The sequence below is a fragment of the Pseudomonas sp. MEJ108 genome (assembly GCF_030208985.1).
Classification (GTDB): domain Bacteria; phylum Pseudomonadota; class Gammaproteobacteria; order Pseudomonadales; family Pseudomonadaceae; genus Aquipseudomonas; species Aquipseudomonas fragariae.
In genome coordinates this window covers 69102-88097 of record NZ_JARVSW010000020.1, presented here as the reverse complement: position 1 = coordinate 88097, position 18996 = coordinate 69102, and the positions used below count along the sequence as shown (strand labels likewise).

Genomic DNA, 18996 nt, shown 5'->3' with positions numbered 1-18996 from the left:
GGCCTGCAAGGGCTTCAGTTTTTGACCCCGGTGCCCTGCGCCAGGCTGTACATGAACAGCAACAGGTCGTGGTCCGGCTGCACGTTCACCAGATTCTTCGCCACGCGTGGCATCGGGCAATGGCCCTCGCCGTGCTGCGTGGTGAGGATGCGAGTAGACGGTTGTTCAAGCGCCGCCACGGCGACGGTGGCAACTGCCAGTGCACCGAAGATAAACAAACCTCTTGCCATTTCTAGCTTCATGACTCTAAACCTTTGATAGAGCTGCCAAACGCTGCCTGATAAAAGTAGATCAACTTCTGCCAGTCTGCAGCGCTGAATGACGAATGGCGTCGTAGCTGTTTCATATCATGCTGGGCTGCGCCTTGAGCGGTAAGGCGACGACGGCCCTTCTCGAGATCGAGCAAGGCGACCTCGACATTGGCGTCCGGCCCTTCCCCTGTCACGCGCACGAAAATGTGCTTGATGTACAGACAGCTGTGCTGCCAGCGCCCCAGGTGCATGCGCGCCAGCGTGGCTGCCACTTCCTTGAGCACCCGCTCATAGAACAGCTCGCCATGGCGCTCGCGCCCTCCGGCAGCCTGCCACTTTTCAATTTCCTCGAAGCCTTCCAGCGCCACGGTGACCAGCAATGCCCTCCAGGCGTTGTCCTCACCCCGTTCAGCACCGCAAAACACCACTTCGGGGACGACGACGCCAAGCTTGCGCAGGCCTTCAAGCGCCTCGCGCTCGCGCAGTACGGTGGGGCGGCCCAACGGGTGCAGCAGGCTGCGGTAGATATGACCTGTCTGACGCTTGGCATAAAGGGTCTGCCCATCGTCCATGACCAGCCGCTGCACACCACTTTCGCCACCGCGACGCACATTGGGTTCTTCAACCCATTCGCCACGCTGGCTCCAGAACTGATCGAACTCATTCTGGATCGGGTTCACAACTGGTTCTTTCACGGACTGCAAACCCATCTTTTTACCTTTTACGTAGGACATAGACTCGCCACATGGCGTACATGGGCAGGAAATCCATTCGGTTCTGAATGCGAAATCCTGCCTGCTCAAATTCGGTTTCTGCGGTAACAACAGGTAACACAAAACGATTCTGGTAACTTTCCCGCCCGGTTTTTTGCTGGCGCTTGTTCTCCAGGCGCGCACGCTTCCATGCCTTGAAATTGCCATCAACCCAGAGGGAGACGATCACACTGTCACGGGTCACGCGCTGAAACTCGCGCAATAGAGCCATCCGGTCGCTGGACTGACCGACATGGTGCAACAAGCGCATGCAGAAAATGCTGTCTACTGCGTTATCCGGCAGGTCGATGGCAAAGGCAGATGTCTGCAAAGGTTGTACCCGTTTTACAACGTCTGCCGGCTGCGAGGCACAGGCGGTACTGAGCATGTCTGCGGAGTTATCGGCACCGATGATCGAGCGGTTCGGCTTCTCGGCCAACAATGGCCAGAAGCGTCCGGCACCACAAGGCAGGTCCAGCACCAGGCCCGGGTCTCCGGCCATGTGCAGCGCCTTTCTCGCCAACTGTTCATCGCGATGATGCGACAGCTTGCGCCAGATACCGTCCTGATGCTTTTCCAGGTACTGGCGGGCGTGTGTCTTGTCGTACTTTCGGGAAAACTCGAGTTCGATGCGATCGCTCATGAGAGCAGCTCCTGATGTTGATGGGGGCCAAACTAAAGGCACCGCCGTCACCGTCAGGTCATCTGAATGTGAAAAAAATGTTACCTTTTAACGTCAGGTGTTTCGAGATTTTACAGAGAGTTAGAGGCCGTGTGTGGCCAATCGACGAAGTGCAGTCAATTGGCCGCTACACAGTGAGGCCGGTCTACTCGGGAGAAAGGTCAGGGTTTGATCACGTTGAGCGTTACCTTGAACCGGCAACCATGAGGTTCCATAGGGGTGAGATCGACGCTCCATCCCTGGTTGGTACAAATGCGCTGCACCAGTGACAGCCCGAGGCCCAGGCCTTCTCCGCGCTGCTCGTTGCCGCGTACGAAAGGCTCGAACATCGCCTCGCGCTTCTCCTCGGGAATACCCACGCCACTGTCTTCCACGGTGAAGCTTTCGGCGTGCAGGGTCAGCGCTATGAATCCGTGATCGGTGTAGTGCAGGGCATTGCGCAGCAAGTTGCCCATCACGGCATGCAGGAAGGTCGCGTTGTAACGAATATCGGACAACTGGTCATCGGCCGGTGGCGTGTAGGTCAACTGCAGCCCCTTGCTCTCTATCGGGTCACGCCACTGGGAGATCAATTGTTCGGCCACCCCGACCAGCGTGGCCTTGGGCGTCATGGCCGGGTCCTCGCGCTGGGTGCGAGCGAGCATCAGAAAGGTTTGCACCAGATCGCGCATTTCTTCGCAGGCACGGCCGATACGCTCGACCTGTCGACGGCCGCGCAAATCAAGCGCAGGGTTTTCCAGCAGCAGCTCACAAGAGCTGGCCAGCACCATCAACGGCGTACGCAGTTCATGGCTCACGTCACTGGTAAACATACGCTCGCGAATCAGCGCCTGCCGCAAACGGCCCAATGTTGCATCGAAGGCCACCGCCAACTCGCCGACTTCGTCAGCGGCGTAGTCGGGCGCCAGTGGCGGTGCCAGTCCGAGCAACTGATCACGGTGGCGAACCTGCCGGGCCAGACGCACCACAGGTGCCATGACCCGGCGCGCCAGCACCCAACCCAGAAACACCGCCAGCGCCAGGGCCAGAACGAAACCGACCAGCACGACGGCGAACAGCACCCGCTCACGCTCTTCAAAATCGCTCTGATCCTGCAACAGGGCGTAATGCCGGCCGTCCACCACCTCGATCATGGCGTGGTAGGACAACGGCCCACGGAACACCTCATGGAAACCTGGCTCAAGGTGACGAATATCCTTGGGCAGGTCGAAGTCGCCCGGACCATTGGTGAAATAGAACAACTGGTCGGGCTTGGGCCGGTGGCTCCAGTCGCTGACGCTGTCCATCAGCATCAGACGGTTGAGGTCACCACCGAGGCCGGCGGAAATCAGCTTTTCTTCGACCAGGTGGACGGTGGAGATGATCCCGATGGCGAACGACCCGGCGACCAGTGCACTCATCAATGCGAAGGCAATGATGATCCGTTGCGCAAGACTCTGTTTAAACTCCATCCCGGCCCTCGGCCAAGCGATAGCCCACGCCATGCACGGTGTGCAACAGCGGTTTGCCAAACGGTTTGTCGATCACCTGACGCAACTGATGCACATGGCTGCGCAGGCTGTCGCTGTCCGGGCAGTCATCGCCCCACAGCGCTTCTTCGAGAATCTCGCGACGCAGCACATGCGGGCTTTTCTGCATCAGGACGGCGAGCAGCTTGAGCCCGACCGGGTTGAGCTTGAGCATGCGCCCCTCACGCGTCACTTCAAGGGTGTCGAGGTCGTAGACCAGATCGGCCACCTGCAAGGTACGCCGCCCGCCGCCTTGGGCACGACGCAATACCGCTTCGATCCGCGCGGCCAGTTCAGACAGGGCAAACGGCTTGAGCAGGTAGTCGTCGGCACCGGAGCGGAAACCCTGCAGACGGTCGTCCAGTTGATCGCGGGCGGTGAGCATGATGACCGGCGTATCACGCCGGGCATCTTCGCGCAGGCGCTTGCACAAGGTGTAGCCGTCGATACCGGGCAGCATGATGTCGAGGACGATCAGGTCGTAGTGCTCGGTGGCTGCCAGATGCAGTCCTGAGAGGCCATCCTGGGCGCAATCGACGGTATAGCCTTTCATGCCCAGGTAATCGGCCATGTTCGCCAGGATGTCGCGGTTGTCTTCAACCAGAAGAATTCGCATAAAGCACTCTCATATGCAGTTTGGGCTGGCGCAGCTTAAGACGAAGTGGGCGTGAGGGCCAGCGCCGAAATGGCATGACGATTTTTTCACCTATGATTCATAAGGCTCATGACACACTTTGAGACGAACCGTCGCACACAATAATCGCGGCATGCCCTTCAAAGATCTGGATTCGATATGTCGAAAACCGTCGCCCCACCCTACTCCCGTTCGATCAACCCGTGGATTTACCTGGGTATCCCTGTCGCCGTAGCGCTGACCCTCATGCTGCTTGAACTGACTTCGCTGGACATGGACATCGCCAAACTGGCCTTCGATCCGGTCAGCGGACAGTTCATCGGCAGGCACAGTTATTTTCTCGAAGACGTTCTCCACGACCGCGCCAAACAATTGGTCATGCTGTTCGGCGTACTGGCGATGATCGGCTTTGCGGCATCCTTCAAGGTACAGCGGCTGATGCCGTGGCGCAGAGAACTGGGTTGCCTGGTGCTGTCCATGGCGCTTTCAACTGCCTTCGTTACCCCGGTGAAAGTGGTGACGTCAGTGCAATGCCCCTGGAGCCTGAAGGAATTCGGTGGTCAGGAAACCTACAGCGAACTGCTGAGCCCACGCCCTGCGACCGATAAACCGGGACGCTGCTGGCCGGGCGGTCATGCGGCGACCGGCTTTACCCTGTTCGCACTGTTCTTCGCCCTTCGCGACCGCCGTCCACGGATGGCGAAAATAGGGCTGGCTCTGGCGTTTGGCCTGGGAACGGTCTTCTCTGTCGGGCGGATGCTGCAAGGTGCGCACTTCTTTTCCCATAACATCTGGACGGCGGTGTTCTGCTGGCTGATCTGTCTGGGGGTTTATTACTTCGTGCTTTACCGCCCCGAACCCAAAGGTCTCGAGAACAGCAAGGTACAACCGACGCATTGATTGATCCGGCACACAAAGACCATAAAAAACCCCGCACAAGGCGGGGTTCTTTATGGGTGTAACGCTGGGGGTAAAGCTGACTTACATCATGCCGCCCATACCACCCATGCCGCCCATGTCCGGCATGCCGCCGCCTGCTGGCTTGTCTTCAGGCACGTCAGCGATCATCGCCTCGGTGGTGATCATCAAGCTGGCGATGGAGGACGCCGCCTGCAGAGCAGAGCGAGTCACTTTGGCCGGGTCAAGGATACCCATTTCGATCATGTCGCCGTATTCGCCGGAAGCAGCGTTGTAACCGTAGTTACCCGAACCCTGCTTGACCTTGTCGACAACAACGCTTGGCTCGTCACCGGAGTTGGCAACGATCTGGCGCAGAGGCGCTTCGACTGCACGACGCAGCAGAGCGATACCGACGTCCTGATCAGCGTTGTCGCCTTTCAGACCTTCGATAGCCTGCAGCGAGCGAACCAGTGCCACGCCACCGCCAGGTACCACGCCTTCTTCAACGGCTGCGCGGGTTGCGTGCAGGGCGTCTTCAACGCGGGCTTTCTTCTCTTTCATCTCGACTTCGGAACCGGCACCGACCTTGATCACTGCAACGCCGCCAGACAGCTTGGCCAGACGCTCTTGCAATTTTTCCTTGTCGTAGTCCGAGCTGGTGTCGCCGATTTGCTGACGGATCTGGGAGATACGCGAGTCGATATCGGTTTTCACGCCTGCACCATCGATGATGGTGGTGTTTTCCTTGTTCAGGATAACGCGCTTGGCATTACCCAGGTGTTCCAGGGTAGTGGTTTCCAGGCTCAGGCCGATCTCTTCGGAGATAACGGTACCGCCAGTCAGAACAGCGATGTCCTGCAGCATGGCCTTGCGACGATCGCCGAAACCTGGAGCCTTGACGGCTGCAACTTTCACGATACCGCGCATGTTGTTGACCACCAGAGTGGCCAGCGCTTCGCCTTCAACGTCTTCGGCAACGATCAGCAGAGGACGGCCAGCCTTGGCGACTGCTTCCAGAACCGGCAGCATTTCGCGAATGTTGGAGATCTTCTTGTCGACCAGCAACAGCAGCGGGCTGTCCAGCTCGGCAACCATGGTGTCCGGCTTGTTGATGAAGTACGGGGACAGGTAACCACGGTCAAACTGCATGCCTTCTACAACAGACAGCTCGTTTTCCAGGCCGGAACCTTCTTCAACGGTGATAACGCCGTCTTTGGTCACTTTTTCCATGGCTTCGGCAATGATGTCGCCGATGGAGTGATCAGAGTTGGCCGAGATGGTGCCGACCTGGGCGATTGCCTTGGTGTCGGTGCATGGCTTGGACAGCTTTTTCAGCTCGGCAACAATGGCGATGGTCGCCTTGTCGATGCCGCGCTTGAGGTCCATCGGGTTCATGCCGGCAGCGACAGCCTTCAGGCCTTCGTTGACGATGGCCTGAGCCAGAACGGTAGCGGTAGTGGTACCGTCGCCTGCATCATCGTTGGCACGGGAGGCAACGTCTTTGACCAGCTGCGCGCCCATGTTTTCGAAACGGTCTTTAAGCTCGATTTCCTTGGCAACCGAAACACCGTCTTTGGTGATCAGCGGAGCGCCAAAGCTTTTCTCGATGATAACGTTGCGGCCTTTAGGGCCCAGGGTCGCTTTAACTGCGTCAGCCAGGACGTTTACACCGGCGAGCATTTTTTTGCGGCCAGAATCGCCGAATTTAACTTCTTTAGCAGCCATGATCATTATTCCTTGAATACTTAGTAGTAACGGAAGTCAGCGGGAGCACTCAGCCTTCGACGACAGCAAGAATCTCGTTCTCGCTCATCACCAGCAGGTCTTCGCCGTCTACTTTCACTGTGTTGCTGCCGGAATAAGGGCCGAACACAACCTTGTCACCCACTTTCACAGCCAGCGCACGTACTTCGCCGTTGTCCAGCACGCGGCCGGTACCCACAGCAACGATCTCGCCGCGGTTAGGCTTTTCAGCAGCCGAACCTGGCAGAACGATACCGCCGGCAGTTTTCGTTTCTTCTTCACTGCGACGGATGACGACGCGGTCATGCAGAGGACGAAGCTTCATTGTCGATCTCCTGATTATGTTTGTTTGATCGTCCGGTGAGTGCACCGGCCGGTTTAAATCCGGACTTGCCGGTTACGGTTCGACGCGCGAACCGCAGAATACGGTCTGGCCTTCAGGCCAGAAACCTTGCGGTGACCCATACATAAGGGCGAGCAAAGTGATTACAAGTCTTGGATAGAAATTTTTTACACCCGAACCGGCTGGTCAAAACGAACGCGGCACCCTGAGGTGCCGCGCTGCCGGGGGGGTGTGGAGATTACTTGTCGCGATGCTCGAACTCGCCTTCGATGACGTCGGGCTCGCGGGTAGGCTGGTGAATTGCAGTTGGGCGATGGCTGGACGTTCCCTGATTGGCAGGCGTCTGCAAATCATCGGCGAAGGCCCGCTGACGCATGGCCTGATCCTCGGCGCGCTGGCGGACCTTGTTGATCAGCAGACGACGGGTGATCGGCAGCAGGCAGATCACACCCAGAATGTCGCTGATGAAACCGGGCAACAGCAGCAGGCCGCCGCCCACGGCAACCATCAGGCCTTCGAGCATTTCCTGCGCAGGCAGCTCGCCACGCGCCAGGCTTTCGCGTGCACGCAGCGCCGTCGCAAAACCGGCCACGCGCATCACGAACAAGCCGAGCATCGACGTCGCGACGACCAGCAGAAAGGTCCAGAGAAAGCCGATGGACATCCCGACACGAACCAGCAGAAACAGCTCAAGTACCGGGAATAATAGAAACAGCAGCAAAAAAACACGCATCAAATGAGTTCCTCAAGGGAAGAATGCCTTCCGAGTAGACCGTATGTGATGTCAGAAGGTCGTTAATTCAAGCTCCCTGCACCTGGCTTGCCGCTAAATTATGCGCACAAGTGAGCTGAACCAGGCCTTCACAAACGTGTATCGGTGTATTTCAGGGCTCGCGGCAGACCCGAGACGAACGCGCAAAAACAGCCTATAACGTGCTCTGGCTATGGCATAAGCACTCGCAACCCGCCAGTGATGCCATGGAAACGATCAACTGTGATTGGGCACGCATATGGAATTGAAAGACAAGCTGATAATCATCACCGGCGGCTGCCAGGGGCTGGGCAGAGCCATGGCCGAATACCTGGCCGGCAAAGGCGCCAACCTGGCGCTGCTGGACCTCAATCAGGAGAAACTCGATCAGGCTGTAGCCGCCTGTGAGGCACTCGGGGTCAAGGCTAGCGCCTATCTGTGCAATGTTGCCAATGAAGAACAGGTCGTCGACACGGTCAGCAAGGTCGCCGAGGATTTCGGCGCCATTCATGGCTTGGTCAACAACGCTGGCATTCTGCGTGACGGCCTGCTGGTCAAGGTCAAGGATGGCGAGATGACCAAACTGAGCCTCGCGCAATGGCAGGCGGTGATTGACGTCAATCTGACCGGCGTCTTCCTCTGCACCCGCGAAGTGGCGGCGAAAATGATCGAGCAGAAGAGTCAGGGCGCGATCATCAATATCTCGTCGATTTCACGTGCAGGGAATATCGGGCAGACCAACTACTCGGCAGCCAAGGCCGGTGTGGCGGCTGCGACGGTTACCTGGGCAAGGGAACTCGCCCGCTACGGCATCCGTGTGGCAGGCGTGGCGCCGGGGTTCATTGAAACCGAAATGACCGGCAGCATGCGCCCCGAAGCCCTCGAGAAGATGACCTCGGAGATCCCGCTCAAGCGCATGGGCAGGCCGGACGAGATTGCACACTCGGTGGCTTATATTCTGGAAAACGATTATTTCAGCGGACGCATCCTGGAGCTGGATGGCGCAATGCGGATCTAGTCAGCCCGTAGAAGCAGCAGGCGACGCACAGGGTGTGCGTCGCCTGCTCTTCGCTTACCAGCTTACGCCGAAGCCAGCGGTGTAGCGTGTCTTGTCAACATCGCCATTGCTCGAACCACTGATGACGTTCTTCTCGGCTTTCAGGTTAAGCGACGCCCAGTCGGTCACCTTGTAGCGCAGCCCGGCTTCGACATCCAGCGAGTAGTCGGCGACCGAGCTCAGCGGCTTGCCCAGCTCGCCGTTGGTGAAGAATTCGACCTTCTTGCCGATCAGGTAGCGGTTGTAATCCCAGGTGCCGGCAACGGAATAGAAGTTTTCCTTCTCGTCGTTGGAGAACTCGAAATCGGTACGGTTAAGCAGCGCACCGACCTTGAATGCACCCAGTTCGTCATCCCACAGCTGGTAACCCGGACCGGTACCGACTACGCGCTGACGAGACAGATCCTCGACCTTGTCGCGTTTGTAGCTGATGCGACCGTCCCAGAAGAATTTCTCGGTCAGGAAGCGGTCCAGCGAGTACTCGGCGCTCCAGTTGTCAGTGCCGACCACGTCGTCGGTGGTCTCGCGGTTGTAATCGCCCTTGGCGTTGTGACGCCAGTCGCCATGACGAGCCGAGGTCTTGAAAGCGACGTTGTAATCATTGGTATCGTTTTCGGCCTGCTGGAAATCCAGCGCCGCATCGATGTTGCCTTTCCAGACAAGATCCGTGATAACCGGCTTGGGCTTGATGATCTGATGGATACTTGCCAGATCGACGGTCTTGGGTGCATCGCCATTGGCCAGCACGACCTTGCCGTCATCCGCAGCCTGCAGCGAATTGGAGACCTCACCGCCATGCTCATCCTGCTTGACCAGCAACGGCTGATCGCTTTTCAGGGTCTTGACCTGTTTCCAGTCCAGCGCGATGGCGCCACCGTATTCGGTCTGCAGCAGCAACTTGCCGCCGTCGAACACCTTGATTGTGCCGGTCAGGCGGTCGCCATTCTTCAACCAGACGGTATCGGCAAGCAATGGAGTGGAAACAGCGGTGATTGCAAGGCACAACAGGGTTCTGGACAACATAAGCGATAACTAGGCTCTGTAAGGCGGGAATCGGGCATTTTCCTGCGGGGAGGTGTCGGGGCGATCCATGTACCACCAAGCACGGTGGTAACAGACAGCCCGGACCATCGAAAGTTCAGCGAACGACAATCAATAGCGTTTTATACAGGATTATCGCGTGACAGATCCGGACTTAACATTACTTTACCCAGCGGGACAATCGCCAAACGAGGCGCGACGCACCGCCCTTTACCTGACGATGGCGCAGATACCCGAAGGCAAAGTGGTCGCCTACGGGCAACTTGCCGAACTGGCAGGCCTGGGTCGCGCGGCACGCTGGGTGGGGCGTACCTTGAGCCAGTTGCCGGACGGTTCTTCCCTGCCCTGGCACCGGGTTCTGGGGGCTGGCGGTTGGCTCAGTCTGCCGCCTGGCAGCGTTTCCGGCGACGAACAACGGGCACGTTTACGCGCCGAGGGCGTTACCATTGTGAATAATCGGGTTGATATGCAGCGCCATGGCTGGCGTCCCCTATAGCACAGCGGTTAGAGTGCGCCCTTTGTTTTCGTAACCTGAGGCAGATTCCAGCCCATGCCCCGTAAAACCTGGCGCGCCGCGCTCGCCGCATATGCCAGCCCGTCGACATTAGTGTTACTGCTGCTCGGATTCGCTGCGGGCATGCCTTATATGCTGGTCTTTTCGACATTATCCGTGTGGTTGCGCGAAGCCGGTGTCGCGCGCGAGACCATCGGCTATGCGAGCCTGATCGGCCTTGCCTACGCCTTTAAATGGGTCTGGTCACCATTGCTCGACCAATGGCGTCTGCCCCTGCTCGGCAAGCTGGGACGTCGTCGCTCATGGTTGGTGCTTGCACAGAGCCTGGTGATTCTGGGCCTGATCGGCATGGGCTTCTGCGACCCGCAAAAGCATCTCTCGTGGCTGATCGCGATTGCCGTGGTGGTCGCCTTCTCGTCCGCCACGCAAGACATCGCCATTGATGCCTATCGCCTGGAAATTGCCCAGGACACCCAACAGGCTGCCCTGGCCGCCAGCTACATGTCCGGCTACCGGGTCGCTGCACTGCTGGCGACTGCGGGTGCGCTGTATTTCGCCGAGGGCTTCGGCTCTACAGGCTTTGCCTACAAGCATTCAGCTTGGACTGGGACCTATGTGCTGTTCGGACTGCTGATGCTGCCCGCGCTGGTCACCACACTGATCATGCGCGAGCCGCCGGTGCCGCTGCGCACCCAGCTGTCGGCAGCGCGCTATGGCTTCACGCATCAGTTGGCCTCGGTGTTCGTGCTGATTGTGCTGCTGGTCTCCGTACCGGCGATGTTTACCCAACTTTACAATACCGACTTCGCCAGTGTGCTGTTCAACGGCACCAGCTGGATGGACCTGTTGCTGGAAGACCGGGCGTTTTTACGCGCGATTCTCTACACGCTCCTGACCATCGCCTGCCTGTCCTCAATGGGTCGCCGCGGACTGGCACCGGTTCTCACCCCGATCAACGATTTCATCATGCGCTACCGCTGGCAGGCGCTGCTGTTGCTGGGCCTGATCGCGACCTACCGGATGTCGGACACGGTGATGGGCGTCATGGCCAACGTGTTCTACATCGATCAGGGCTTTACCAAGGACCAGATCGCCAGCGTCAGCAAAATCTTCGGCCTGATCATGACCCTGCTGGGGGCCGGTATCGGCGGACTGCTGATCGTGCGCTTCGGCATCATGCCGATCCTGTTCATCGGCGGACTGGCCTCGGCTTCGACCAATATCCTGTTCCTGTTGCTGGCCGATATGGGCCCGAACGTGAAGATGCTGATCCTCACCATCTCGCTGGACAACCTCAGCTCGGGGCTTGCGACATCGGCGTTCGTCGCCTACCTGTCGAGCCTCACCAACCTGAAATTCTCTGCCACGCAATACGCCTTGCTCAGTTCCATCATGCTGCTGCTACCGCGCCTGCTGGGCGGCTATTCCGGTGTGGTGGTGGAAAAGTACGGCTACCACAACTTCTTCCTGATCACCGCGCTGTTGGGCATTCCGACGCTGGTGATGATCATCCTGCAATGGAACCGAGAGATACGCACGGCGAAGACCGAGCCGCCTCAAGAGGCTTCCGTTATCGACAAGCCCTGATCTCTGGCTACCTCATCAAGGAACAACATTGGACACCGAAAACAAAGCACGCGCTTTCAACCCCGTTCCCCTGATCCTTATCAGCCTGGGGATCTGGCTGCCGATCATCGGCACCCTGCTGAGCTCCTACCTGTCACAGGATCCCGCGACCCCTTCCGGGCCAATGGCCTTCGGTGGCGCGGTGGTTCTGCTCGCGCAGGTGGAGATCTTCGCCATCATCTTTCTGCTGGTTTATGCGTTCGCCGTAAAACCGTGGAGACTCTCCACAACCCTACGCACCGTGTTCTTGATCAACGCAATCGCCGCCGTCGTCGCGGCAATCGGCATTATCGTTACGCTGGCCAATATAAGCCTGCAGTAATCGCCGACTAAAAAAGCCCTGACGCTCAAGCGCCAGGGCTTTTTTCATATAGCGCGCCCTCCCCTTACAGTCTTGCATCCTGGCGCCTCTCATTACGCCGTAAGAAACGCACTACAGCTTCTTGTGAATTGGCCGACGATATCGTTAGCCATTCCTCACTTTCTCACCGCGCCATCAATAGTAATGTCGCTCGGTGACGGACCCTTGCAATTTAAATGTGTGCCCCCGGAAAGAAGTCTATAGACTCACACACCTCTCTATATCAGCACTCTCGACCGGAACGAGCGGCTGGCGTTATATAACGGAGCAACAATGTTAAAGGATCTAACGGCGCTGTTTGCGCCACAAAACCGTCGCCTGATCAAGCTGACGACCGTTGCCCGTGACGAACAGGAACTGCTGCTGGAAAGCTTTTCCGGTACTGAAAGCCTGTCCGAGCTGTTCAGCTTCGAGTTGTCGATGATCAGCCGCGATGCCGGCCTGGAGCTCAAATCGCAGATCGGCCAGCCTGCACAACTGGCAATAGAACTGGCCACCGGCGAATCGCGTTACATCAATGGCTATATCAGTGCCTTCAGCCTGGAAGGCAGCGACGGCGGTCTGGCACGTTACAGCGCCACACTGAGCCCCTGGCTGTGGATGCTCTCGCGGCGCGTCGACTCGCGGATATTCCAGGAACAGACCATCGAAGCCGTTATCCGAACGGTATTTGCGGCCTATGGTGCGTTGCCCGATTTCGAGTTTCAACTCAGCCAGCCACTCAAGACGCACAGTTACATCACCCAGTACCGTGAAAGCGATCTGACCTTTGTATTGCGCTTGCTGGAACACGAAGGGCTGTTCTTCTATTTCGATCACAATCAGGAAGGGCACACGCTGATCATTCTTGATCACTCGCGCGACCTCTCGCCCCTGCCGCAACAGCCCACCATTCGTTATCACAGTGCATCCGTTACCGAGACAGCGGATTCGATTACCGAATGGCGCAGCCATCGACGTCTGCAATCGGGGCGCATGTCCATTCAGACTTTCGATTACAAGCAGCCGCGCAATTCGCTGCCGGTTGGCATGCCGAGCCTCAACGAGCAGGGCAACGTCGATTCGTATGAAGTGTATGACGTGCTCGATCACTACAGCCACGGCACCTTCAATGACGGTGAACGCCTGGTACGTCAGCGTCTGGAGGCCATTGAGGTTCAGGGCAAGACATTCACCGGCAACAGTAACTGCCGCGCCATGTACCCTGGCCACACCTTTGAGCTGACCCAGCATTTTGATCATGACCGCGGCTCTGCTGAAGATCGCAGTTTTCTGCTGATAACGGTCAAGCATGAGGGCAGCAACAATTACCTGTCGGACGCAGGCGCGGGCTACACGAACGAGTTCGTGTGCATTCGCCACAAGATTCCCTACCGTCATCCGATCACCGTCCCGCGCCCGAGCATTAACGGCCCACTGAGCGCCATCGTGGTCGGGCCGGACGGTGAGGAAGTGTTCACTGATGAACTGGCGCGGATACAGGTCAGGTTCCACTGGCAGCGCGGCGACAGCCTGCCGCAAGGCACCACCTGGTTAAGGGTGGCGATGCCCAGTGCCGGTAGCGGCTTCGGGCATCAGTTCATGCCACGCATTGGCCAGGAAGTGCTGGTGACGTTTCTGGCAGGCGATATCGACCGGCCTCTGGTGACGTCGGTGCTCTATAACAACATTAATCTGCCACCACGCTTCAGCAAGGCCTCGGGGCTGCCCGGCAACCGCACGCTGTCGGGGATCCGCACCCAGGAACACAAAGGCAGCGGCTTCAACGAACTGCTGTTCGATGACACGCCAGGCTCACTGCGCGCACGCATGGGCACGACCCATCAGGCCACCGCCCTCAACCTGGGCAAACTGACCGACCCGCGTACTGACGGCACCGCCCAGCCACGCGGCAACGGCGCAGAACTGCGCACCGATGCCGCCATCGCCCTGCGTGCCGCGCAAGGCATGTTGCTGACCACCTACGCGCGTACCGACGCAAAAGGCTCACAGCTGGATCGCGAAGAGCTGCTCAAACTGCTGGCCGAGTGCGGCGAGCTGTTCAAATCCCTCGGCGAAACCGCAGCCGCATGTGGCAGTCAGGCGGTGGATGTCAAAGGTATGGAAGCCTTGCGCCAGTCGCTCGACCAATGGCCCGCGCCGGACAATAACGGCCTGGGCGACCCGGTACTGGCCATGACCGCCGCCGCCGGCATTGCCAGCGCCACACCACGCTCACAGGTTCACTACGCGGGTGAAAATCACGACACCACCGCGCAGGACAACCTGCAATTGACCAGCGGCGCGGCCATGCACCTGCAAGCGGGCAAAGGGCTGTCGGCCTTCGCCCAGGACGCTGGCATCAGCGCCATCGCCAACCGCGGCAAAGTGCTGGTGCAAGCGCAGGAAGACGACATCGCCCTCAATGCCCAGAAAAACCTGCACGTCTCGGCCGTCGAAGGCGAAGTGGTCATCACCGCGCCGACCATCCGCCTGGTCGCCGATGACGGCAGTTACATCAAGATTGGCGGCGGCGTCGAGATTGGCTCGCAAGGCAAAGTCACTGTGCACGCCAGCGAACACGACTGGATCGGCCCCAAGACCGACAGCGCGTCGATCCCCTCATTCGGCCGCGACCCCGCCGCCCAGCAGGTCACCTTCCACTACCCCGGCCACAGCGAACAAAGCCCGCGGGCAGCAGCGGATCACTCGTATGAAATCAAACTGGAAGATGGCAGCCTGGTGAAAGGAATGACAAACGCAGACGGACTGACCGAGCGCGTGGAACGCGAAATGATGCATCAGGCGCAAGTATCGGCACTGCGCAGCGGCACACCGAAAGGAGGTGCGCAATGAACGGCGCCGATGAATACGCCGTTGCCCAAGGCAATACGCGCCTGATCCCCAACCTCAACACCACCAGCAAAATGGAAGTGCCCGCCGACTTGCCAGGCGTAGTGATCTTTCTGCACGGTGTGAATGACCCGGGGGCTTCTTATGAGTCGGTGGAGACCGGGTTGTGTCAGGGGGTGAATGAGCGGCTGGATCGGCCGGATCTGGTGGCTGGAAGGTATGGGGTAAGGTACAACGAGGCAAAAAAAGTGCCCTACGAGGAAAGGGACAGTGATCAGAAAGCCATGCTCGATGATCCTGACACCTATCTTTATCGGCGCGACGCATCTGACCCGAAAACCCATAGCCTGTTGATTCCCTTTTATTGGGGACATCGGGCAGCACCCGATCAAATCAAGCGTGATAACGCGGGCGATCCGTTCAGAATGCGTAACCAGTTTCAGGACATCAACGGCAACCGTCTGGACCGCCACTTTGCCAAGGCGGGAGGTTTTATTGCCAACGCGACCAATAACATACCGGATGTCTACGGAGAAGGCTTTAAGCCCAATCTGAAAAGCATCGCTCTTGAAACGTTTAAGCCAGACAACGCTTTATATTTTGGTCACTCGCCAGCGCGGCACTATTGCGTATTAGCGGCTCACCGCTTGGCTATGCTGATACGCGAGATCCGTCGCGTGTCGCCTGACGAGACAATAACAATCATGGGCCACAGCCAAGGCACGATAGTCACCTTGCTGGCGCAAGCGTTGCTGGTAGATGGAGGAGACCGTTGCGCAGATACTTTTATCATGGTTGATACGCCTTATTGTGTGTTGCCTGGTAACACTCCCAAAGACCAAGACACATTTTCAACGCTAGTTGGGATCGTAACTGCAATAACAAATAAGCCACACACACAACCAGCCATGTCAGAACTCAGGGACGCTAAAACCTACTGCGGCAGAAGCGGTTCGCGATGGTCACCCACTCAAGGTATCCGCAAAAATAAAGTGGGCAGCATGACAGTCTTTCCCGAGCGGGATAACCGAGGAAAGGTGTATCTGTATTTCTGCCCGGATGACACCACTGTCTCACTGGATGACGTCCAAGGCATCGGGACCTATGGAATGCCTGATGCTCTACCTGATGGACGAATGGCAATGATGGTGCTCCAGCAACTACGCTTCTATCAACGCATGTGGACTAAGCGCCATCGCTATGGTGAGCCGATCCTGATCGGCAACACGCCACAACCCGAACTCATGCGTGCCTCAGGCGAAGCTCGATACCCAGGTAGCTCATTTGGAGCCGGTATGATTGCCCGCGCGCCCATCCCAGAGAGGCAAGAACGCCTTATTAATGCCGAAGCGCTGACTCCGCCTCATGAACCAGAAATGTTCGGCGGCGAAGCGGAAACTGGCACACCAACAACTTCAGGCTTGGATAGACCAGACGACGTTGGCAAAAGCGTTGCGTTAGGGAAGGACGCCGCTACGTTCTTATGGATAGAAATGCCCACTGAATATGACGGTCCAAAAGTGACGAAGCGCCAAGCATTAGAACGCTTCAACGCGCTTTCTGATGATCCAGAAAAAAAAACCCGCCAAGTACGGGTAGGAAGACCCAGAAACTATGCCAACGTTTTAACAGGGTATATTTACCAAAGGGAAGAAACGCCAAAAGAAGCTCGAGATCGTATGGAGAAAAACCGTGATGCATGGAGCGAAAACTCCTATCACTCAGGCATACTACGTAGCCCGGAAAATCATCGCTGGGTGACTGCAATGGACATCGCTATTGGCCAAGCTAAATGCTTGGATGATCCGGCAATGCGTGATGTGCTGGTGGCGATTGCGGATTGGAAGATCGACGAGGCGCAATTTCTCACAATTAGTGAATCACCAGGCTGGGAAAGGCTCAGTGAAGAAGCTCGGGCTCTAGTCAAAGCTAGCTACCTGTACTATGAGGAAGGGGAATTCCCTTCAACGAATCTAGTGTCACTAACACCGCCGCAACTCATCCAGAGCGCCCCCAAATTTCGGGGTGTCCAATGATCAATCGTCCACAAAGCGTGCTACTTCGCCCGAAATTGAAAAGATATTTATGGGTGACCATTGTTTTGCAGGTCCTTTGGCTTGGATTTGTCCTGCTTGTCTACCTAAAAGCACAGGAAAACGATATGCAACTTCGTGACATAAACCCGGTATTGCGGTGGGGCATCGCAGGCATTTTAGGCTTGGTTTTGCTGGTCTATAGCGGACACTGGTGGGGGAAAGCCATCGCCCATGAGAAAGCTGAGCTGGCAGCTTATAGAACAGAGGTTACAGCTCAAAAGAACGAGCAAATGGCAACTCAGCAACGGACATATTCGCTGGAAATAAGAGGAGCGGGAATCGCCATTTTTCACGATAGCCAATCAGAAATTTGGAGTTTTATAAAGAAGAAAAACAATAATTTTACATCCATCTACTCCAATGACGCCAAGGACTATGATGCGTCGCTTGACTCACGCAAAATTAGCAGAGATATAAAAATTCGTGCAGCTTTCCAGCATTCGGCTGGCGACGCGATCGCCTATTGGCCAATACCCGTGTTCGCACTGGGGCCTCCGAATCTGTTCGATAAAGCCTATAGAGCTGCAGGCTTGATCAACTCTGGCCGAAATGCAGCAACACTGGGAGTTGCGCTGTTTCTCTGGCAGGACGATGAAAGCACTACCCATGCACAGGCCATGATCGAACGACTATTTAATTTTTTCGACGACAATTCACAGGTGCCACAGGCCCTCATCGCAAGCAGAGATGGGGATATTACTCGTGACGTTTATCGAAAGCCTGGGACACCGGCACTGCAAAACGCCCAAGTAGTACCGACAATATTCGAAAGTATGACCGGACTGCTGGTCGCTCGTTCGGACCGGGTGGACAGGTATATTCGCCCTTACGCGACTCAAGAGCCGGAAGACAATCAAAACAAAAATACTGACCTGGGCAAACTGTGGGCTTTCTACTGGGAACAGCCGCGAAAATTTAGAAAAATATATGAGGATGCAGAAAAGGCCAAAGGGGTTAAAGCTCCACTCGCCCCTGGTACGATATCGACCGCCTACTGGCAATCCCAACTCCCCACGCTCTGGAAAACCATCAGCAACCGTGGCCCCGGCAACTTCGAGCCCTCCCCTTGGCTGCCGATCCGTTGGGGTCAGCATCAGGTCAAGGAGTTCGATGCTGCGCCGGTACTCGGCTATCTGCACCGCCCGATCAAGGCGCCCATGCAGGATGAAAACGGCAAGCGCCTGAAACCTGCGTTGCAAGCCAAAGCGCTGCAAGCCGCCTGGGTGCAGGCGCTGGATACCTTGCCAGATGGTCAGAAACCTGTGCGGGTGTTCTACGACAGCACCAATAACCCGGAAGCCGAAATCGCCCTGAACAACGCCCTGCACGACCTGAACAAGGACGGCCACGGTCTTGAGCTGGGCAATGTCGAAGAGGGCTACGACATCGGTCGTCGTCTGGGTAATACCGGGGTTAGCGGTGCGCTGGTCGAGATCAATCTGGCAACCATCGCCAGTTACAAGGATGGCGGCGTCAGCGCCGTGGTCTACGCCGGCACCGATGGCAGCCTGACCGTACAAATGGTCCGCCCGCCCGATGAAGCCCGTAAAGCGAAGAACAGCCAGAACCGAGGCGCAGATCCGTTCACCTTCGGCTCGCCAACCGGCGGGGCACCTGCAGAGTGAGTTATCCGGTCTGCCTGGGCGACGCCACCAGCAGCGGTGGCCGAGTGGTGTCCTGCCAACTGGCAGGCACCCACACCCTCAATGGCAAGCCTCCGGCCGTGCTGGGCGACAAAGCCACCTGCACGCTTCATGCGGGTGAGTTCGCCTTTATCGAAGGCCACCCCACCCGAAAGCTGAACGGCATCCCGGTGGTCCTGCACGGCCATCGACTGGCGTGCGGCTGCCAGGGTGTGGCCAGCCATGCCATGAATGTGCGAGTGGTCTAGGGGTTTTATTTGTG

At 57.5% G+C, this 18996-nt stretch carries 18 protein-coding genes; 9 read left to right on the top strand and 9 right to left on the bottom strand.

What is annotated here, in order from left to right; genetic code table 11:
* Positions 1-14: 14 nt before the first annotated feature.
* The 5 genes from QRN50_RS11140 to colR all read right to left on the bottom strand — a co-directional run bounded on the left by QRN50_RS11140 (position 15) and on the right by colR (position 3809).
* Positions 15-242 carry a hypothetical protein gene (locus QRN50_RS11140; RefSeq protein WP_011268826.1) on the bottom strand — a complete coding sequence of 76 codons (228 nt, stop codon included), beginning with the start codon at positions 240-242 and terminating at the stop codon, positions 15-17.
* Positions 239-961, bottom strand: coding sequence for a lipopolysaccharide kinase InaA family protein (locus QRN50_RS11135; protein ID WP_003405954.1), 723 nt, complete (start codon positions 959-961; stop codon positions 239-241). Before QRN50_RS11135 ends, QRN50_RS11140 begins: the two co-directional genes overlap by 4 nt.
* 4 nt (positions 962-965) lie before the next feature.
* Positions 966-1646 (bottom strand): class I SAM-dependent methyltransferase, encoded by a 681-nt coding sequence (locus tag QRN50_RS11130; protein WP_003405955.1) that lies wholly within the window; start codon positions 1644-1646, stop codon positions 966-968.
* 200 nt (positions 1647-1846) lie between these two features.
* Complete coding sequence (locus QRN50_RS11125) at positions 1847-3136, bottom strand: sensor histidine kinase (RefSeq protein ID WP_003413322.1); 1290 nt, start codon at positions 3134-3136, stop codon at positions 1847-1849.
* Positions 3126-3809, bottom strand: a complete 684-nt coding sequence (gene colR / locus QRN50_RS11120) for a two-component system response regulator ColR (protein WP_060401027.1) — start codon at positions 3807-3809, stop codon at positions 3126-3128. The genes QRN50_RS11125 and colR overlap by 11 nt, the downstream gene beginning before the upstream one ends.
* Positions 3810-3986: 177 nt before the next feature.
* Between colR and QRN50_RS11115 the strand changes: the two genes are divergently transcribed.
* Positions 3987-4727 carry a phosphatase PAP2 family protein gene (locus QRN50_RS11115; RefSeq protein ID WP_060401028.1) on the top strand — a complete coding sequence of 247 codons (741 nt, stop codon included), beginning with the start codon at positions 3987-3989 and terminating at the stop codon, positions 4725-4727.
* 81 nt (positions 4728-4808) lie between these two features.
* Here QRN50_RS11115 and groL read toward each other — a convergent pair whose 3' ends face one another.
* The 3 genes from groL to QRN50_RS11100 form a co-directional block, all read right to left on the bottom strand.
* Positions 4809-6452, bottom strand: coding sequence for a chaperonin GroEL (gene groL / locus QRN50_RS11110; protein WP_010439729.1), 1644 nt, complete (start codon positions 6450-6452; stop codon positions 4809-4811).
* A gap of 49 nt (positions 6453-6501) precedes the next feature.
* Positions 6502-6795, bottom strand: a complete 294-nt coding sequence (locus tag QRN50_RS11105) for a co-chaperone GroES (protein WP_003304675.1) — start codon at positions 6793-6795, stop codon at positions 6502-6504.
* Between the two features lie 256 nt (positions 6796-7051).
* Entirely contained in the window at positions 7052-7546 is a 495-nt protein-coding gene (locus QRN50_RS11100; protein ID WP_003405962.1) for an FxsA family protein, read from the bottom strand.
* Between the two features lie 277 nt (positions 7547-7823).
* On the opposite strand from QRN50_RS11100, the gene QRN50_RS11095 reads away from it, so the two are divergent.
* Positions 7824-8582 carry an SDR family oxidoreductase gene (locus QRN50_RS11095; protein WP_096127447.1) on the top strand — a complete coding sequence of 253 codons (759 nt, stop codon included), beginning with the start codon at positions 7824-7826 and terminating at the stop codon, positions 8580-8582.
* A 54-nt stretch (positions 8583-8636) separates the two neighbouring features.
* On the opposite strand, the gene QRN50_RS11090 is transcribed toward QRN50_RS11095, so the two are convergent.
* Entirely contained in the window at positions 8637-9644 is a 1008-nt protein-coding gene (locus tag QRN50_RS11090) for a DUF481 domain-containing protein (RefSeq protein ID WP_003405967.1), read from the bottom strand.
* 157 nt (positions 9645-9801) lie between these two features.
* Here QRN50_RS11090 and QRN50_RS11085 point away from each other — a divergent pair, with 157 nt between their 5' ends.
* The 7 genes from QRN50_RS11085 to QRN50_RS11055 all read left to right on the top strand — a co-directional run bounded on the left by QRN50_RS11085 (position 9802) and on the right by QRN50_RS11055 (position 18982).
* The gene (locus tag QRN50_RS11085; protein ID WP_096127446.1) at positions 9802-10158 is read left to right on the top strand and encodes an MGMT family protein; all 357 of its coding nucleotides are present in this window, start codon (positions 9802-9804) and stop codon (positions 10156-10158) included.
* A gap of 54 nt (positions 10159-10212) precedes the next feature.
* Entirely contained in the window at positions 10213-11763 is a 1551-nt protein-coding gene (locus QRN50_RS11080) for an AmpG family muropeptide MFS transporter (RefSeq protein ID WP_096127445.1), read from the top strand.
* Between the two features lie 28 nt (positions 11764-11791).
* Positions 11792-12124 (top strand): hypothetical protein, encoded by a 333-nt coding sequence (locus QRN50_RS11075; protein ID WP_003395313.1) that lies wholly within the window; start codon positions 11792-11794, stop codon positions 12122-12124.
* Positions 12125-12436: 312 nt separating this feature from the next.
* On the top strand, positions 12437-14998 hold the full coding sequence (locus QRN50_RS11070) for a type VI secretion system Vgr family protein (protein WP_060401029.1): 2562 nt from the start codon (positions 12437-12439) through the stop codon (positions 14996-14998).
* Positions 14995-17031, top strand: coding sequence for a T6SS effector phospholipase Tle3 domain-containing protein (locus QRN50_RS11065; RefSeq protein ID WP_060401030.1), 2037 nt, complete (start codon positions 14995-14997; stop codon positions 17029-17031). Before QRN50_RS11070 ends, QRN50_RS11065 begins: the two co-directional genes overlap by 4 nt.
* The gene (locus QRN50_RS11060; protein WP_161633364.1) at positions 17028-18716 is read left to right on the top strand and encodes a type VI lipase adapter Tla3 domain-containing protein; all 1689 of its coding nucleotides are present in this window, start codon (positions 17028-17030) and stop codon (positions 18714-18716) included. Before QRN50_RS11065 ends, QRN50_RS11060 begins: the two co-directional genes overlap by 4 nt.
* Entirely contained in the window at positions 18713-18982 is a 270-nt protein-coding gene (locus QRN50_RS11055; RefSeq protein WP_024640916.1) for a PAAR domain-containing protein, read from the top strand. The genes QRN50_RS11060 and QRN50_RS11055 overlap by 4 nt, the downstream gene beginning before the upstream one ends.
* The last annotated feature ends 14 nt before the right edge of the window (positions 18983-18996 follow it).